Origin of the sequence: Streptomyces sp. NPDC029674 (genome assembly GCF_044903205.1) — a bacterium.
Taxonomy (GTDB): Bacteria; Actinomycetota; Actinomycetes; order Streptomycetales; family Streptomycetaceae; genus Streptomyces.
This window is the reverse complement of the sequence record NZ_JBJDPY010000011.1, coordinates 101,859-118,664: the sequence shown is the minus strand read 5'-3', so window position 1 is coordinate 118,664 and position 16,806 is coordinate 101,859. Positions and strand designations below refer to the sequence as shown.

14 protein-coding genes are annotated in these 16,806 nt (G+C 71.2%); 12 read left to right on the top strand and 2 right to left on the bottom strand.

Annotated features, from left to right (window positions below; all coding sequences use genetic code 11):
* The first annotated feature begins 29 nt into the window (after positions 1 to 29).
* The 9 genes from ACI2L3_RS25735 (at position 30) to mutM (ending at position 10,554) form a co-directional block, all read left to right on the top strand.
* Positions 30 to 1,727 (top strand): DAK2 domain-containing protein, encoded by a 1,698-nt coding sequence (locus ACI2L3_RS25735; RefSeq protein WP_404754753.1) that lies wholly within the window; start codon positions 30 to 32, stop codon positions 1,725 to 1,727.
* A gap of 482 nt (positions 1,728 to 2,209) precedes the next feature.
* Positions 2,210 to 5,425 (top strand): helicase-related protein, encoded by a 3,216-nt coding sequence (locus ACI2L3_RS25730; RefSeq protein ID WP_404754752.1) that lies wholly within the window; start codon positions 2,210 to 2,212, stop codon positions 5,423 to 5,425.
* A gap of 53 nt (positions 5,426 to 5,478) precedes the next feature.
* On the top strand, positions 5,479 to 6,072 hold the full coding sequence (gene rsmD / locus ACI2L3_RS25725; RefSeq protein ID WP_404754751.1) for a 16S rRNA (guanine(966)-N(2))-methyltransferase RsmD: 594 nt from the start codon (positions 5,479 to 5,481) through the stop codon (positions 6,070 to 6,072).
* A gap of 26 nt (positions 6,073 to 6,098) precedes the next feature.
* Positions 6,099 to 6,578 carry a pantetheine-phosphate adenylyltransferase gene (coaD, locus tag ACI2L3_RS25720; RefSeq protein ID WP_223779214.1) on the top strand — a complete coding sequence of 160 codons (480 nt, stop codon included), beginning with the start codon at positions 6,099 to 6,101 and terminating at the stop codon, positions 6,576 to 6,578.
* Positions 6,579 to 6,689: 111 nt separating this feature from the next.
* A complete protein-coding gene (locus tag ACI2L3_RS25715) occupies positions 6,690 to 7,751 on the top strand; it encodes a cell division initiation protein (RefSeq protein WP_404754750.1) in 1,062 nt (353 codons plus the stop codon).
* Positions 7,752 to 7,910: 159 nt separating this feature from the next.
* Complete coding sequence (locus ACI2L3_RS25710) at positions 7,911 to 8,561, top strand: YceD family protein (RefSeq protein ID WP_404754896.1); 651 nt, start codon at positions 7,911 to 7,913, stop codon at positions 8,559 to 8,561.
* A 2-nt stretch (positions 8,562 to 8,563) separates the two neighbouring features.
* Complete coding sequence (gene rpmF, locus ACI2L3_RS25705) at positions 8,564 to 8,737, top strand: 50S ribosomal protein L32 (RefSeq protein WP_026165248.1); 174 nt, start codon at positions 8,564 to 8,566, stop codon at positions 8,735 to 8,737.
* Positions 8,738 to 8,744: 7 nt separating this feature from the next.
* Entirely contained in the window at positions 8,745 to 9,575 is an 831-nt protein-coding gene (rnc, locus tag ACI2L3_RS25700; RefSeq protein ID WP_404754749.1) for a ribonuclease III, read from the top strand.
* Between the two features lie 118 nt (positions 9,576 to 9,693).
* Positions 9,694 to 10,554, top strand: coding sequence for a bifunctional DNA-formamidopyrimidine glycosylase/DNA-(apurinic or apyrimidinic site) lyase (gene mutM / locus ACI2L3_RS25695; protein WP_404754748.1), 861 nt, complete (start codon positions 9,694 to 9,696; stop codon positions 10,552 to 10,554).
* Here the strand turns inward: mutM and ACI2L3_RS25690 are convergent.
* Positions 10,527 to 10,916 (bottom strand): winged helix-turn-helix transcriptional regulator, encoded by a 390-nt coding sequence (locus tag ACI2L3_RS25690; RefSeq protein WP_404754747.1) that lies wholly within the window; start codon positions 10,914 to 10,916, stop codon positions 10,527 to 10,529. The two genes, mutM and ACI2L3_RS25690, sit on opposite strands and share 28 nt — an antisense overlap.
* Positions 10,917 to 10,979: 63 nt before the next feature.
* The gene (locus ACI2L3_RS25685) at positions 10,980 to 11,867 is read right to left on the bottom strand and encodes a CAP domain-containing protein (RefSeq protein WP_404754746.1); all 888 of its coding nucleotides are present in this window, start codon (positions 11,865 to 11,867) and stop codon (positions 10,980 to 10,982) included.
* Positions 11,868 to 11,995: 128 nt separating this feature from the next.
* Here ACI2L3_RS25685 and ACI2L3_RS25680 point away from each other — a divergent pair, with 128 nt between their 5' ends.
* From ACI2L3_RS25680 to smc, 3 genes are all read left to right on the top strand, one after another.
* Positions 11,996 to 12,277: an acylphosphatase gene (locus tag ACI2L3_RS25680; protein ID WP_404754745.1), complete on the top strand. Its 282-nt coding sequence runs from the start codon at positions 11,996 to 11,998 to the stop codon at positions 12,275 to 12,277.
* Positions 12,278 to 12,678: 401 nt separating this feature from the next.
* Positions 12,679 to 12,882: a hypothetical protein gene (locus ACI2L3_RS25675; protein WP_098245029.1), complete on the top strand. Its 204-nt coding sequence runs from the start codon at positions 12,679 to 12,681 to the stop codon at positions 12,880 to 12,882.
* Positions 12,883 to 13,113: 231 nt separating this feature from the next.
* Entirely contained in the window at positions 13,114 to 16,674 is a 3,561-nt protein-coding gene (gene smc, locus ACI2L3_RS25670; RefSeq protein WP_404754744.1) for a chromosome segregation protein SMC, read from the top strand.
* Positions 16,675 to 16,806 lie beyond the last annotated feature (132 nt).

Below are 16,806 nucleotides of genomic sequence, written 5' to 3'. Positions count from 1 at the left end.
CCATTCCGCATGGTCAAGGAGGCGAACAGGTGCCGCAGAACCTCGACGCGGTCGCGGTGCGCGCCTGGTGCCGGCTGGCTCTGGACGCCCTCGGCAGGGCCCGCGAGGAGATCGACTCCATCAACGTCTATCCGGTCGCCGACGGGGACACCGGTACGAACCTCTATCTGACCGTGGAGTCCGCCTCACAGGCCGTCGACGCGGCCTTCACGGGCCACGAGCCGGCCCTCCCCTCGCTGGCCGAGACCGTGCGCGCGATGGCGCACGGAGCGCTCATCGGGGCCCGCGGGAACTCGGGCACGATCCTGTCGGAGCTGCTGCGGGGCATGGCACAGGTCATCGGCGGCGCCTATGACGAGCGGGGCGCCGGGACGGGTGCCGGGACAGGTGACGCCGAGCCGCTCCGTGACGCGGATCACGCCGACGGGCCGACCCTGGAGCGAGCACTGCGGCAGGCCGCCGAGGCCGCCTACCAGGCGGTCGCCCACCCGGTCGAGGGCACCGTCCTGACGGTGGCCACCGCGGCGGCCGAGGCGGCCACCGGTACCGGCGGCGACTGCGGGGCGGTGGCCAGGGCGGCGTACGACGGAGCCTGCGCGGCCCTGGACGCGACGCCTCGCCAGCTCGCGGTGCTCGGACGGGCCGGGGTGGTGGATGCCGGCGGCCGGGGGCTCGTGGCGGTTCTGGAGGCGCTGGTGGCCGCCCTGTCGGGCCGGACCGTCACCTCCAGGAGCGCGGCACCCGCCCACGCGCGCGTGGAGGCCGTCGAGTGTGCGGACCCGCCCGGCGAGGAGAGGGACGAGGAGGGCGGCCCCGCCTTCGAGGTGATCTACCTCCTGGAGGCGGACGACGCCGCCGTCACCCGGCTCCGGGCCCGGCTCGACCGGCTCGGCGACTCGCTCGTCGTGGTCGGCGGCGACGGGCTCTGGAACGTCCACGTCCATGTCGACGACGCCGGAGCGGCCGTCGAGGCGGGCGTGGAGGCGGGCCGCCCCCACCGCATCCGGATCACCCACTTCGGAGTGGGCGACGCGCACACCACCGCGCAGCCGCCCCGGGAGCGCGCCCAGCGGGCCATCGTCGCCGTCGTGCCCGGCGAGGGCCTCGCCGGGCTCTACGCCGAGGCCGGGGCGACGACCGTGCCCACGCGCGTGGGGGAGCCGCCGGCGAGCGGCGAACTCGTCGACGCGATCCGGCGCGCCCACGCCCGCGAAGTGGTGCTCCTGCCCAACGACGCCGAGCTGCGGCACACCGCGGCCGCCGCGGCGGAACAGGCCCGCACGGAAGGCGTGCGGGTCGCGCTGATCCCCACCCGCTCCGCGGTCCAGGGCATCGCGGCCCTCGCCGTCCACGAGCCGGACCGCCGCTTCGACGAGGACGTCGTCGCCATGACCTCGGCGGCCGGCGCGACCCGGTACGGCGAACTGGCCGTCGCCGAGCGGCAGTCCTGGACCATGGCGGGCATCTGCCAGGCCGGCGACGTACTCGGCCTCATCGACGGCGACGTCGCGGTGATCGGCTCCGAAGTGGCCCACACCGCCGCCTCGGTCCTCGACCGCATGCTGTCCGCGGGCGGCGAGATGGTCACACTCGTACTCGGCGAATCCGTCCCCGACACCGTCGCGGAACAACTGGAGAAGCACGTGCGCGAGGCGTACCTGGCCGTCGACACGGTGGTCTACCGCGGCGGCCGCCAGTCGGCACTGCTACTGATCGGCGTCGAGTAACCTCGCCGCCTGCCGCCCGCCGCCCGCCGCCTGACGGCCTGCGGCCCGATGGGGTGGATCTGTGGTGTGCGGGCCTGCGGCCTGCCGCCTCGCCGCTCGCCGGCCGACGGCCTGAGGAGGTGGGTCCGCGGCCTGCGGCGTGCGGGCGTGCGGCCTGTTCTCCGGCGCCTGCCACCCCTCCGTCTGCCACGTGTGGCCTGCGGCCCGATCGTCCGTCGCCTGCCACTACTGCCTTGCAGCCCGACCGCCAAGTGGCGTGAGGTCTGCGGGATACCGCCCGCAGCCCGATCGTCCGTCATCTGCAACTCGTTGCCTTGCCGCCCGACCGCCCGACCGCCTGCGGCGTGTGGCGTGCCGCCCGGTCCGATCGTCCGCCGCCTGACACCCGACCGCCCGCCGCCCGGCCGCCAGGCCGTCCGCCGCCCACCGCTGACCAGCGGATCCGAGGCACCTGCACCGCAATGTCAGTGGCGTGGTGTGCAATGGATCTCGTGCCTGCGCTTGAAGAACCCCTGAAGAAAGTGGTCGGCCCCGCCACCGCGAAGGTGATGGCCGAGCACCTCGACCTGCACACGGTCGGCGATCTCCTGCACCACTATCCCCGGCGCTATGCCGAGCGCGGCGAGCTCACCCGTCTCGCCGAGCTGCCGCTGGACGAGCACGTCACGGTGGTCGCCCAGGTCGCGAGCGCACGCATCCTGAAGTTCAACGGCGGCCGGGGCCAGCGCCTCGAGGTCACCATCACCGACGGCAGCGGCCAGGTTCAGCTCGTCTTCTTCGGCCGCGGGATCCACAAGCCGCACAAGGACCTGCTCCCCGGCACCCGCGCGATGTTCGCGGGCAAGGTGTCGGTCTTCAACCGCAAGATGCAGCTGGCCCACCCGGCGTACGAACTGCTGCGCGGCGAGGGCGACGAGGCGGGTGAGGCCGTCGGCTCCTGGGCCGGAGCCCTCCTGCCGATCTATCCGGCCACCGCCAAGCTGGAGTCCTGGAAGATCGCCAAGTCGGTCGACATGGTCCTGCCCAGCGCCCAGGAGGCCGAGGACCCGCTGCCGCCCGCCCTCCGCGACGGCCGGGGCCTCATCCCGCTCCCCGAAGCCCTCCTGAAGATCCACCGGCCGCACTCCAAGGCGGACATCGCCGCCGCCCGCGACCGCCTGAAGTGGGACGAGGCCTTCGTCCTCCAAGTCGCCCTGGCCCGGCGGCGGTACGCGGACGCGCAGCTGCCCGCCGTCGCCCGCAGGCCCAAGCCGGGCGGCCTCCTCGACGCCTTCGACGCCAAGCTGCCCTTCACGCTCACCGAGGGCCAGGAGAAGGTCTCCAAGGAGATCTTCGACGACCTCGCGACCGAACACCCGATGCACCGCCTCCTCCAGGGAGAGGTCGGATCGGGCAAGGCACAGCCGCTCGACTCGTTGGTGCTGACTCCCGAGGGCTTCCGGCCGATGGGTGACATGAGAAGCGGTGATGTCGTCGTCGTGCCTACCGGGGAGACCGCCGTTGTCAGCGGCGTCTTTCCCCAGGGGGAGCGTGACGTGTGGCGCCTGACACTCTCCGACGGCAGCTCTGTCGAGTGTGACGACGAACATCTCTGGATCGTCGGTACCAGCTGCGGTTGGCACCGAGGCCAGCCGCCGAAGGTCCTGACGACCAGAGAGATCCGCCTCGACCTCCACAAAGCGAACGGCTCGTCGAAGTGGTACCTCCCCGCCGCGGCCCCGGTCGACCTGGGCCACGATGAGTTGCTACCGCTCGATCCCTACCTCTTCGGTCTTCTGCTGGGCGACGGGTCGTTCCGCCACAACCTGCGGTTGTCCACGGTCGACGAGGAGATTCACGCCGCGGCGGCCGACGCCGTGGCACCGGAATGCCGCCTGGTCCGCGTGGCCGGTTCCGCGTGCGACTACACGGTTCAGCTGACACACCGTACGGGCGGCACGCGCAACCCCGTCATCCAAGTGCTGCGCGACTTGGAGCTGTGGGGTGTGACCTCGCACGGGAAGTTCGTCCCCGAGATCTACAAGAACACGTCGATCAAAAATCGACTTGCCCTGTTGCAGGGACTGCTGGACACGGACGGCACGATTCAGTCGGACGGGCTGAGCATCTCGCTGTGCTCGGCGTCGCTCCGGCTCGCCGATGATGTCGCCTGGCTCGTGCGCTCACTGGGAGGCAGGGCCAGGGTGCTGCCGAAGAAGGCGGCATTCAACGTGTCGATCGCGTTGCCCGAGGAGTACATGCCGTTCAGGCTGACGCGCAAGGCGGAGCGCGTGTGCACGAGGCCGAAGTACAACACGTTCCGGCGGGGGATCCGCAGCGTCGAGTTCGTCGGGCGGAAGCCGGTCCAGTGCATCAGCGTCGCTCACCCGAGCAGGGCGTACATCACGGACAACTTCACGGTGACGCACAACACGATGGTCGCCCTGCGCGCCATGCTCGCCGTCGTGGACGCGGGCGGTCAGGCCGCCATGCTCGCGCCCACCGAGGTTCTCGCCCAGCAGCACCACCGCTCCATCGTGGAGATGATGGGCGAGCTGGCCGAGGGCGGCATGCTGGGCGGTGCCGAGCAGGCCACCAAGGTCACGCTGCTCACCGGTTCCATGGGCGCGGCCGGCCGGCGGCAGGCCCTGCTCGACCTCGTCACCGGCGAGGCCGGCATCGTCATCGGTACGCACGCGCTGATCGAGGACAAGGTCCAGTTCCACGACCTGGGCCTCGTCGTCGTCGACGAACAGCACCGCTTCGGGGTGGAGCAGCGAGACGCCCTGCGCGGCAAGGGCAAGCAGCCCCCGCACCTCCTGGTCATGACCGCCACACCCATTCCGCGCACGGTCGCGATGACGGTCTTCGGCGACCTGGAGACCTCGGTTCTCGACCAGCTGCCGGCCGGGCGCTCGCCGATCGCCAGTCATGTCGTCCCCGCCCAGGACAAGCCCCACTTCCTCGCCCGCGCGTGGGAGCGCGTGCGTGAGGAGGTGGAGAACGGCCATCAGGCGTACGTGGTGTGTCCGCGCATCGGGGACGAGGAGGAAGATCCCAAGAAGGCCAAGAAGAAGGCCGAGGAGGAGGCCACCGCCGAGAAGCGGCCCCCGCTGGCCGTCCTCGATGTCGCCGAGCAGCTCACCCACGGCCCCCTCCAGGGGCTGAAGGTCGAGGTCCTGCACGGCCGCATGCAGCCGGACGACAAGGACGCGGTGATGCGCCGCTTCGCCGCCGGCGAGACGCAGGTCCTGGTCGCGACGACGGTCATCGAGGTCGGGGTGAACGTCCCGAACGCCACCGCCATGGTGATCATGGACGCCGACCGCTTCGGCGTCTCCCAGCTGCACCAGCTCCGCGGCCGCGTCGGCCGCGGCTCGGCCCCCGGCCTCTGCCTCCTGGTCACCGACATGCCCGAGGCCAGCCCCGCCCGCGGCCGCCTCGGCGCCGTCGCCTCCACGCTCGACGGCTTCGAGCTCTCCCGCATCGACCTGGAGCAGCGCCGCGAGGGCGACGTCCTCGGCCAGGCCCAGTCCGGCGTCCGCTCCAGCCTGCGCATGCTCGCCGTCATCGAGGACGAGGAGATCATCGCCGCCGCCCGCGAGGAGGCGGTCACCGTGGTCGCCGACGACCCCGAGCTGGCGCGGCTGCCCGCGCTGCGCACCGCACTGGACGCCCTGCTCGACGCGGAGCGCGAGCAGTACCTCGACAAGGGGTGACACCGCCGTACGCCATATCGTGGGATGACCACCGTCCAGCCAGAAGGAATCAGATGACCCGCGTGATCGCCGGCACGGCCGGCGGACGCCGCCTGGCCGTCCCGCCGGGCAACGGCACCCGCCCCACGTCCGACCGCGCGCGCGAGGGCCTCTTCTCCACCTGGCAGGCCCTCCAGGGCACGCTCGACGGGGCCCGCGTCCTCGACCTGTACGCGGGCTCCGGAGCCGTCGGCCTGGAGGCACTGTCCCGCGGCGCCGCGCACACCCTGCTCGTCGAGGCCGACGCCCGCGCGGCGCGCACCATCCGGGAGAACGTGAAGGCGGTGGGCCTGCCCGGCGCCGAGGTGCGGGCGGGCAAAGCCGCCCAGATCGTCCAGGGGGGTGCCCCCGCGACCCCGTACGACCTGGTGTTCCTCGACCCTCCGTACGCCGTCACCGATGACGATCTTCGGGAGATCCTCCTCACACTCCGCTCGGAACGCTGGCTCACGGACGACGCGCTCGTCACCGTTGAACGCAGTACAAGAGGCGGTGTCTTCGGCTGGCCGGAGGGTTTCGAGGCCCTCAGGTCCCGTCGCTACGGCGAAGGGACGTTTTGGTACGGTCGCGCCGCCTCTACGTGCGACGACTCAGTGATCGCGCCATGACCGGACCGGAGAGCGAGGGACTCACGATGCGCCGCGCCGTCTGTCCGGGGTCGTTCGACCCCATCACCAATGGACACCTCGACATCATCGCCCGCGCCTCCAAGCTGTACGACGTGGTGCACGTCGCGGTGATGATCAACCAGTCGAAGAAGGGCCTCTTCGAGATCGAGGAGCGGATCGAGCTGATCCGCCAGGTCACCGCCGACTTCGGCAACGTCGAGGTGGAGTCCTTCCACGGCCTCCTCGTCGACTTCTGCAAGCAGCGCGACATCCCCGCCATCGTCAAGGGCCTCCGCGCGGTCAGCGACTTCGACTACGAGCTCCAGATGGCCCAGATGAACAACGGCCTCTCGGGCGTCGAGACCCTGTTCGTCCCGACCAACCCCACCTACAGCTTCCTCTCCTCCTCGCTGGTCAAGGAGGTCGCGGCCTGGGGCGGCGACGTGGCGCACCTGCTGCCGCCGGTCGTCCACGAGGCCCTGGTCGAACGCCTGGGCAAGAAGTGACCCACCCGCACGTGAGCTGACAGCGCGTCAGTCGGTGTCGGACGGGCGGCCACTGGCCTTACAGTCGTCCCGTCCGTCTCCCAACCAGCTGTAGAGAGTGGCGAGCACACGGTGGACGTGCAGAAGAAGATCGACGAGATCGTCCAGGCGGTCGGCAGCGCCCGGTCCATGCCGATGTCGGCCTCGTGCGTGGTCAACCGCGCCGATCTGCTCTCGATGCTCGAAGAGGTGCGCCAGGCGCTGCCGGGCTCCCTCGCCCAGGCGCAGGAGCTCATCGGCGGCCGCGAGCAGCTGGTCGAGCAGGCCCGCCAGGAGGCGGAGCGGATCATCGAGAGCGCGCACGCCGAGCGTGGCTCGCTGATCTCCGACACCGAGGTCGCCCGCCGCTCGCAGGGCGAGGCCGACCGCATCCTCGCCGAGGCCCGCCAGGCCGCCGAGGAGGTCCGCGTGGAGGCCGACGACTACGTGGACAGCAAGCTCGCCAACTTCGAGGTCGTCCTCACCAAGACCCTCGGCTCGGTCGGCCGCGGCCGCGAGAAGCTCCTCGGCACCGGACCCGGCCTCGACGAGAACGGGTACGAGGACGAGGACGCCCCCGAGCGCAGCCACGACCCCGAGACCCTGCGCCGCAACGCCGACGCGTACGTCGACGCCAAGCTCGGCGCCTTCGAGGCGGTCCTCGCCAAGACGCTGGAGGCGGTCGGCCGCGGCCGCCAGACCCTGCACGGCCGGGCCCCCGCCGACGAGCTGGGCACCCTGGGCGAGAGCACCGGCACGCAAGGTCACACCACCGACGCCGAGTACCTGGCGGACCTCGCCGGCCCCGCGGCCGCGCCGGAGGCCGTGCCTCCGCAGCCCGCGCAGGCCCCACCGGTCCAGGCCCCGCCGATCCCGGCCCAGCAGCCGTACGCGCCCCCGCAGCAGCAGCCCGACCCGTACGGGTACCAGCAGCAGGACCCGTACGCGTACCAGCAGCCGTACGGCCAGCAGGACCCGTACGCGTACCAGCAGCACGACCAGTACGGCTACCCGCAGCAGGAGCAGCAGCCCTACGAGCAGCCCCGGTACGAGACACCGGCGGCGCAGGCGCCGGCGGTGCTCGAGGAGGCCAGCCTCTTCGACACGACCATGATCAGCGCCGAGCAGCTGCGCCAGTACGAACAGGGGCGCTAACGGGCATCGGGCCGGATTGGGCCGAGAGCGAAAGGTCAAGTATCCTGGCTCTTCGGTCGCGCATACGTCCGCGATCCAGGCTGCCCACCAGGGCCTCATCTGTGAGGCATCGGCGCGGCGGCCCTCCTTGACCTCCCGGATTCGAAAGCAGGAGAAGCCCTGAGCACGCGCCTCGACCACCGAAACCCCCTCGTGTTCGACACACACGAGCTGGGTCGGCGTCCTGGTGCCATGCTGCGGGTGACCCGCGAGATCGAGGCGCCCGGCCCGCCGAGCGCCTTCGGCATCGAAGGGGTCATCGGAGTGCCGCAGGGCGCCCCGGTCCAGCTGGAGGTCCGTCTCGAGTCGGTCATGGAAGGGGTGCTTGTCACAGGCACCGCCCGTGCATCGGCCGAGGGGGAGTGCGTAAGGTGTCTGGAGCCGCTCGAGCTGGAGCTCGACGCGGACTTCCAGGAGATGTTCTCGTACCCTGACGCCGACGACCGGGGCCGCACCGCGGAACCGGCCGACGACGCCGAGGAAGACGAGGGCAGGCTCTTTCTCGAGGACGGCATGTTCGACCTCGAGCCTGTGCTGCGTGATGCGGTGGTGCTCGCACTGCCGATGCAGCCGGTGTGCCAGGAAGACTGTCCGGGCCTGTGCTCCCAGTGCGGAGTACGGCTCGCGGACGACCCGGACCACCACCATGACGCCGTCGACATCCGTTGGGCGGCATTGCAGGGACTCGCTGGCACCATCCAGGACGGCGAGAAGGACGAGATGAGCGGCGCCGAAGCGGAAGCGGGCGTCGACGAGAAGCAGGAGAAGTAGCCGTGGCTGTTCCGAAGCGGAAGATGTCGCGCAGCAACACGCGCCACCGCCGGTCGCAGTGGAAGGCTGCGGTCCCCACCCTGGTTTCGTGTGAGCGTTGCCAGGAGCCCAAGCAGCAGCACATCGCGTGCCCGAGCTGCGGCACCTACAACAAGCGCCAGGTCCTCGAGGTCTGAGCGGCTGGTGAGAGGCACCGTGTCTAGCCCCAAGAAGGCGGAAGACGCCAAGAAATTGGCGGAGACAACGGCCTCGTCCCACACGCTTCTGGAAGGGCGGCTCGGGTACAAGCTCGAGTCCGCCCTTCTGGTGCGCGCGCTGACCCACCGTTCGTACGCGTACGAAAACGGCGGCCTGCCGACGAACGAGCGTCTGGAGTTCCTCGGTGACTCCGTCCTCGGCCTCGTCGTCACGGACACGCTGTACCGCACCCACCCCGACCTGCCCGAAGGCCAGCTGGCCAAGTTGCGGGCCGCGGTGGTCAATTCGCGTGCGCTGGCGGAGGTCAGCCGCGGCCTCGAACTCGGCTCCTTCATCCGGCTCGGCCGGGGCGAAGAGGGCACGGGAGGCCGGGACAAGGCATCCATCCTCGCCGACACCCTTGAAGCGGTGATCGGCGCGGTCTATCTGGACCAGGGTCTGGACGCTGCGGGTGAGCTGGTGCACCGGCTCTTCGACCCGCTGATCGAGAAGTCCTCGAACCTGGGTGCGGGCCTGGACTGGAAGACCAGCCTCCAGGAGCTCACCGCGACGGAGAGCCTCGGCGTGCCCGAGTACCTCGTCACGGAGAGCGGCCCCGACCACGAGAAGACCTTCACTGCTGCCGCCCGCGTCGGAGGCGTCTCGTACGGCACCGGCACCGGCCGCAGCAAAAAGGAAGCGGAGCAGCAGGCCGCCGAGTCCGCGTGGCGCGCCATTCGCGCGGATGCGGACGAGCGCGCCAAGGCAGCTGAGGCCGCGGCGGAGGCGGAGGGGATCGCCGACACCCCCTCGGCTTCGGACGCCGCTCCGGCCTGACCTTCTTTCCTTGTGAACCCCCGTGGGACCTCGGTCCTGCGGGGGTTCACGCGTGGCGGGAGGCACGCGATACGCTGCCGATTCCCGCCCCCCCCCCGCGTACCAGTAGAGGAGCCCCGTGCCCGAGCTGCCCGAAGTCGAAGTCGTCCGGCGCGGCCTTGAGCGCTGGGTCAGCGGGCGGGTCGTCTCCGACGTGCAGGTGCTGCATCCGCGTGCGGTGCGGCGGCACGTGGCGGGCGGTGCGGACTTCGGGGACCGGCTGAAGGGGCACCGGATCGGGCTCGCGCGGCGGCGCGGCAAGTATCTGTGGCTGCCGCTCGCCGACTCCGCGCAGTCGGTCCTCGCCCACCTGGGCATGAGCGGTCAGCTGCTGGTGCAGCCGCACGACGCCGAGGACGAGAAGCACCTGCGGATCCGCGTCCGCTTCGACGATGTGCAGGGCACCGAGCTCCGCTTCGTCGACCAGCGCACCTTCGGCGGGCTCTCGCTCCACGACAACACCCCCGACGGGCTCCCGGACGTCATCGCGCACATCGCGCGGGATCCGCTGGACGGCGCGTTCGACGACGACGCGTTCCATCTCGCGCTGCGCCGCCGTCGTACGACGATCAAGCGGGCGCTGCTCGACCAGTCGCTGATCAGCGGCGTCGGCAACATCTACGCGGACGAGGCGCTGTGGCGCGCGAGGCTGCACTACGAGCGGCCCACCGGCACCTTCACGCGCCCGCGCACCGCCGAACTCCTGGGCCACGTACGGGACGTGATGAACGCGGCCCTCGCCGTCGGCGGCACCAGCTTCGACAGCCTCTACGTCAACGTGAACGGTGAGTCGGGCTACTTCGACCGGTCGTTGGACGCCTACGGCCGGGAGAACGAGCCGTGCCGCCGCTGCGGCGCCGCGATCCGCCGGCACCCATGGATGAACCGGTCCAGCTACTTCTGCCCGCGCTGTCAGCGGGCGCCGCGCGTCGCGTCGTAGCGCTCCCGCGCCCGCAGCACGTCGTCCTGCCGGCCCTCCACGCAGTGGATCAGGGCCAGCAGGCGCTCGGCGACCTCCCGGCCCAGCGGGGTGAGCCGGTAGTCCACGCGCGGCGGGTTGGTCGGCTGCGCGTCGCGGTGCACCAGGCCGTCGCGCTCCAGCGCCTGCAACGTCTGGGAGAGCATCTTCTCGCTCACGCCGTCGACACGGCGGCGCAGTTCGTTGAAGCGGAACGTGCCGTCGTGCAGCGCTCCGAGAGTGAGCGCGCCCCAGCGCCCGGTGACGTGCTCCAGCGTGCTCCGGGACGGACACTGCCGGGAGAACACGTCGTACGCCAGGTCAGAGGACTCCATGGACTCCATGCGGACACTGTACGTCCGCGCAGCGCTTTCGAATAGTTAGCGCCGGAGGGGGTGGGCCGAGACTCAGAAGCCGAAGTCCTGCGTCCACCACGGGCCGCCCGGCGCGAAGTGCGCGCCGACGCCGAGGGTCTTGTAGTCGCAGTTGAGAATGTTGGCCCGGTGGCCGGAGCTGTTCATCCAGGCGTCCATCACGGACCGCGCGTCGGCCTGGCCGCGGGCTATGTTCTCGCCGCCCAGGTCCGTTATGCCGGCCTTCTCCGCGCGGTCCCACGGCGTCGCGCCGTCCGGGTCCGTGTGGTCGAAGAAGCCGCGCTCCGCCATGTCCGCGCTGAAGTCGCCGGCCAGCGCCGCGAGCCGGTCGTCGGCCCGCACCGGCCGGCAGCCGGCCTTGGCCCGCTCCTGGTTGACCAGCGTGAGCACCGCGGCCTCGGCGCTGCTCTCGTCGGACGACGGCTGCGAGCTCGCCGGGGGAGCCTTGGGCTTCTCCTCGGGCGTACGGGACGGGGGCGTCGGCGTCGGCTTCTTGTGGCGCTCCGGCTTCGGTGCCCGCGCCGACGGTTTCTCGGACGGCGTCTTCGAGGGCTTCGGGTCGGCCTTGGAGGGCGTCGGCTTCGGCGCCTCCGAGCGGTCCGTGCCGCGGCTCGGCGACGGCTCACCGCGGTCGCGGTCGGCGTCGGCGCCCGCACCGCCCTGGGTGTCCACCTCGGTGGGAGCGGCCGCAGAGCGTACCTTGCCCGGGTCGTCCCCGCCGCCCAGCCGGTAGTTGTCACTGCCCGGGAGCACGCCAGCGGCGACCGCCACGGCCCCCATCGCGACGGCGGCGGAGACCCCGAGCAGACCCGTGCGCACGGGGGTGGCGGCCCGGCCTCTGCGGCGGTGCGACACCGCCCCCGGGTGGTCCTCAGGGGTGGCGGCGGGCAGGCCGGCGCCGGAGCGTCGGTGGCGTCCCATCTCCTGGCCTTTCGTCCTGCGGTCAACGTGACTCACCCGTATGAGTGAGGCTCATCGATCCGCGACTGTACGCGATGACGCATGGGGACGAAGTGCTCCCAGAGCAATTGGCCGGTTAGCGTGCACCCATGAACGAAGAGGTGCGACTCACCGCCTGGGTGCGCGGACGGGTGCAGGCCGTGGGATTCCGCTGGTTCACGCGGGCCAAGGCGCTGGAGATCGGCGGCCTGAGTGGTTTTGCTCTCAATCTGGAGGACGGCCGCGTGCAGGTCGTCGCCGAAGGGCCCCTGGCCGGCTGCCAGAAACTGCTCGACTGGCTTCGTGAGGGCGACACACCCGGGCGGGTCGACGGCGTCACCGAGATCTGGGACACACCGCGCGGCATATACGACACCTTCGCCATCCGCTGACGTGACCCGCGCGAAGGCGACGAGAGGGAAGTGCCACGGCGCCGGACGAGTGTCCCGGGCAACTGTCTGAGGCAGAAAAGACCTGGTGGTTGCCAAGAAGGGCTTGCCGTGGCAGGCTCCCGGGGTAAGGATGATCTCCACGCCCCCAGGGCCCCGAAGGAGTTGCAGCGCCGCCCGTTCCGAGGCCGCGCGCCCCCGGGTCGCCCGCCAATACGGGGCGTGATCGTGTTGACCGTCAAACTTTTTGGTGAGACTCTGGAAGCCCCGCGCACCTTAGCTGTTTGGCATGTGAGAACGGCCAGCAAGACCCAGCGAAACAATGAGTGCCAAGCACCGCGGGTGCGATTCCCTCACGACCCACACCGCTTCGGTCGGTCACTCAGTGTGGAGGACCATCCATCATGGCAAAGGCGCTTCTCGGTTACGTCGGCGGCAGCGACCCGCGACTCCTCGCCGAGATGCGACGGCTCCAGCAGCGCGTCCAGGACCTGGAATCCGAGCTCGTTCGGATCCAGGCGGAGAACGACGCGCTGGCGGCTGCCGCTTCTCACGAATCGCTCCTGGAGAGCATCGACGTACCCCAGGCGGAGCCTGCGCTCACCTGACCCCTGTCCGCTGACGAGCACATGGGCCTTCCCTAAGGGCCCGTAGTAAGCAAATGGCCAGGCGGCCTGTCGGCCGCATGACCAGATCTGCAAGGGACGCTTCGGCGTCCCTTCTTTCTTGCGCCGGTGCGCCGCTTTATCGGCGGCCCGGTTTACGCTGCTCTCTTTACCGTCTGATGTGCCCTGCACCTTCATCGGTGAAACGGACAACGACAGGTAGAGTCCGACGGCGTGCATCTCAAGGCCCTGACCCTGCGCGGCTTCAAGTCCTTCGCGTCGGCGACGACGCTGAAGTTCGAGCCGGGCATCACCTGTGTCGTCGGACCCAATGGTTCCGGCAAGTCCAACGTCGTGGACGCGCTCAGCTGGGTCATGGGCGAGCAGGGCGCCAAATCCCTGCGCGGCGGCAAGATGGAGGACGTCATCTTCGCCGGCACCACCGGGCGGCCCCCGCTCGGCCGCGCCGAGGTCTCCCTCACCATCGACAACTCCGACGGCGCCCTGCCCATCGAGTACGCCGAGGTCACCATCACGCGGATCATGTTCCGCAACGGTGGCAGCGAGTACCAGATCAACGGCGACACCTGCCGACTCCTCGACATCCAGGAACTGCTCTCCGACTCCGGCATCGGCCGGGAGATGCACGTCATCGTCGGCCAGGGGCAGCTCGACGGGGTGCTGCACGCCGACCCGATGGGGCGCCGCGCGTTCATCGAGGAGGCCGCGGGCGTCCTGAAGCACCGCAAGCGCAAGGAGAAGGCGCTGCGCAAGCTCGACGCGATGCAGGCCAACCTCGCGCGTGTGCAGGACCTCACCGACGAACTGCGGCGCCAGCTCAAACCGCTCGGCAGGCAGGCCGCGGTCGCGCGCAGGGCCGCCGTCATCCAGGCCGACCTGCGCGACGCCCGGCTGCGGCTGCTCGCCGACGACCTCGTACGGCTGCGCGAGGCGCTGAACGCCGAGGTCGCCGACGAGGCCGCGCTCAAGGAGCGCAAGGAGAGCGCGGAGGCCGAGCTGAAGGCCGCCGTGCAGCGCGAGGCCCAGCTGGAAGAAGAGGTGCGGCGCCTCACACCGCGGCTGCAGCGGGCCCAGCAGACCTGGTACGAGCTGTCCCAGCTGGCCGAGCGGGTGCGCGGCACCGTCTCGCTGGCCGAGGCCCGGGTCAAGAGCGCCACCGCCGCGCCCCCCGAGGAGCGGCGCGGCCGCGACCCCGAGGACATGGAGCGCGAGGCCGCCCGCATCCGCGAACAGGAGGCCGAGCTCGAAGCCGCCCTGGAGGCCGCCGAGCACGCTCTGGAGGACACGGTCGCCCACCGGGCCGAACTGGAACGGCAGCTGGCCGCCGAGGAGCGCCGCCTCAAGGACGTGGCGCGGGCCATCGCCGACCGGCGTGAGGGGCTCGCACGGCTGACCGGACAGGTCAACGCGGCCCGTTCGCGTGCCGCGTCCGCCCAGGCCGAGATCGACCGGCTCGCCGTGGCGCGGGACGAGGCCGCGGAGCGCGCGGTCGCGGCCCAGGAGGAGTACGAGCAGCTCAAGGCCGAGGTCGACGGGCTCGACGCGGACGACGTGGAGCTCGGTGAGCGGCACGACGCGGCGAAGCGGGAGCTCGCCGAGGCCGAGGCCGCGCTGACCGCGGCGCGGGAGGCGGCGACCGGCGCCGAGCGCAAGCGGGCCGCGGTCGCCGCCCGGCACGAGGCGCTCGCGCTCGGCCTGCGCCGCAAGGACGGCACGGGCGCGCTGCTCGCGGCGAAGGACCAGCTCACCGGCCTGCTCGGCCCCGCGGCGAGCCTGCTCACCGTAGCCCCCGGCTACGAGGTGCCCGTCGCGGCCGCGCTCGGCGCCGGGGCGGACGCCATCGCCGTGCACGGTCCGGGTACGGCCGCCGACGCCATCCGGCTGCTCCGCAAGCAGGACGCGGGGCGTGCGGCGCTGCTGCTCGGCGGCGCACCCGAGGACGTACAGGCGAAGCGTCCGGACGGGCCGCCGTACGTCGCCGATCTCGTGCGGGGACCCGACGAGCTGATGCCCGCGGTGCGGCGGCTGCTGCGCGGCATCGTCGCCGTCGGAACCCTGGAGGACGCCGAGGACCTGGTCTACGCCCACCCGGAGCTGACCGCCGTCACCGCCGAAGGGGACCTGCTCGGGGCGCACTTCGCGCAGGGCGGGTCCGCCGGGGCACCCAGCCTGCTGGAGGTGCAGGCATCCGTCGACGAGGCCGCCGCCGAGCTGGAGCAACTCGCCGCGCAGTGCGAAGAGTTGGCCGAGGCGCAGCGCAGTGCGGGGGAGCGGCGCAAGGAATGTGCCGCGCTCGTCGAGGAGTTGGGGGAGCGGCGCAGGGCCGCCGACCGGGAGAAGTCCTCCGTGGCACAGCAGTTGGGGCGGCTCGCCGGGCAGGCGCGGGGCGCCGCGGGTGAGGCCGAGCGGTCCGCCGCCGCCGCGGCCAAGGCGCAGGACGCGCTGGACAAGGCGGTCGAGGAGGCGGAGGAGCTCGCCGAGCGGCTCGCCGTCGCCGAGGAGGCGTCCCCTTCCGGTACAGAGGAAGAGCCCGACACCTCCGTGCGAGACCGGCTCGCCGCCGACGGGGCCAACGCCCGGCAGACCGAGATGGAGGCCAGGCTCCAGGCCCGTACGCACGAGGAGCGGGTGAAGGCCCTCGCCGGCCGCGCCGACTCCCTGGACCGGGCCGCCCGTGCCGAACGTGAGGCACGCGCGCGTGCCGAGCAGCGCAGGGCGCGGCTGCGCCACGAGGCCGCGGTCGCCGGCGCCGTCGCGTCCGGCGGGCGCCAGCTGCTCGCCCACGTCGAGGTCTCCCTCGTACGCGCGCAGGAGGAGCGGGCCGCCGCCGAGCGCGCCAAGGAGGTGCGGGAGCGGGATCTGGTCGCCGAGCGCGGGCGGGGCCGCGACCTCAAGGCCGAACTCGACAAACTGACGGATTACGTTCACCGCGGCGAGGTACTCGGTGCCGAGAAGAGGCTGCGGATCGAGCAGCTGGAGACCAAGGCGCTGGAGGAACTCGGTGTGGAACCGGCGGGGCTCGTCGCCGACTACGGCCCCGGTCAGCCCGTGCCGCCCTCGCCCCCCGCCGACGGGGAGGAGCTGCCCGACGACCCGCAGCACCCGCGCAACCTTCCGGTGCCGTTCGTCCGCGCGGAGCAGGAGAAGCGGCTCCGGTCAGCCGAACGGGCGTATCAGCAGCTCGGAAAAGTGAATCCGCTGGCCCTTGAGGAGTTCGCGGCCCTGGAGGAGCGCCACAAGTTCCTGAGCGAGCAGCTCGAAGACCTGAAGAAGACGCGGACCGACCTTCTCCAGGTGGTGAAGGAAGTCGACGAACGAGTCGAACAGGTTTTCACCGAGGCGTACTACGACACCGCGCGGGAGTTCGAGGGCGTCTTCTCGCGGCTCTTCCCCGGCGGTGAGGGGCGGCTCGTCCTGACCGATCCCGGCAACATGCTCACCACAGGGATCGACGTGGAGGCCCGGCCGCCCGGCAAGAAGGTGAAGCGGCTCTCGCTGCTGTCCGGCGGTGAGCGTTCGCTGACGGCCGTGGCGCTGCTCGTCTCGATCTTCAAGGCGCGGCCCAGCCCGTTCTACGTGATGGACGAGGTCGAGGCGGCGCTCGACGACACCAACCTGCAGCGGCTCATCCGCATCATGCAGGAGCTGCAGGAGGCCTCGCAGCTCATCGTGATCACGCACCAGAAGCGCACGATGGAGGTCGCCGACGCGCTGTACGGCGTCTCGATGCAGGGTGACGGCGTCTCCAAGGTCATCAGCCAGCGCCTCCGCTAGCCCCCCTCCACGACTTCAAGGCTTGAACACAAGCGGCCTCAGAGTGCCCTCAATTTCACAGCAGCCCACCTATTGACTTCGAAACTTGAAGGCATAGTCTCTGCAACGTTGCTTTTACCTTCAGGTGGTGGG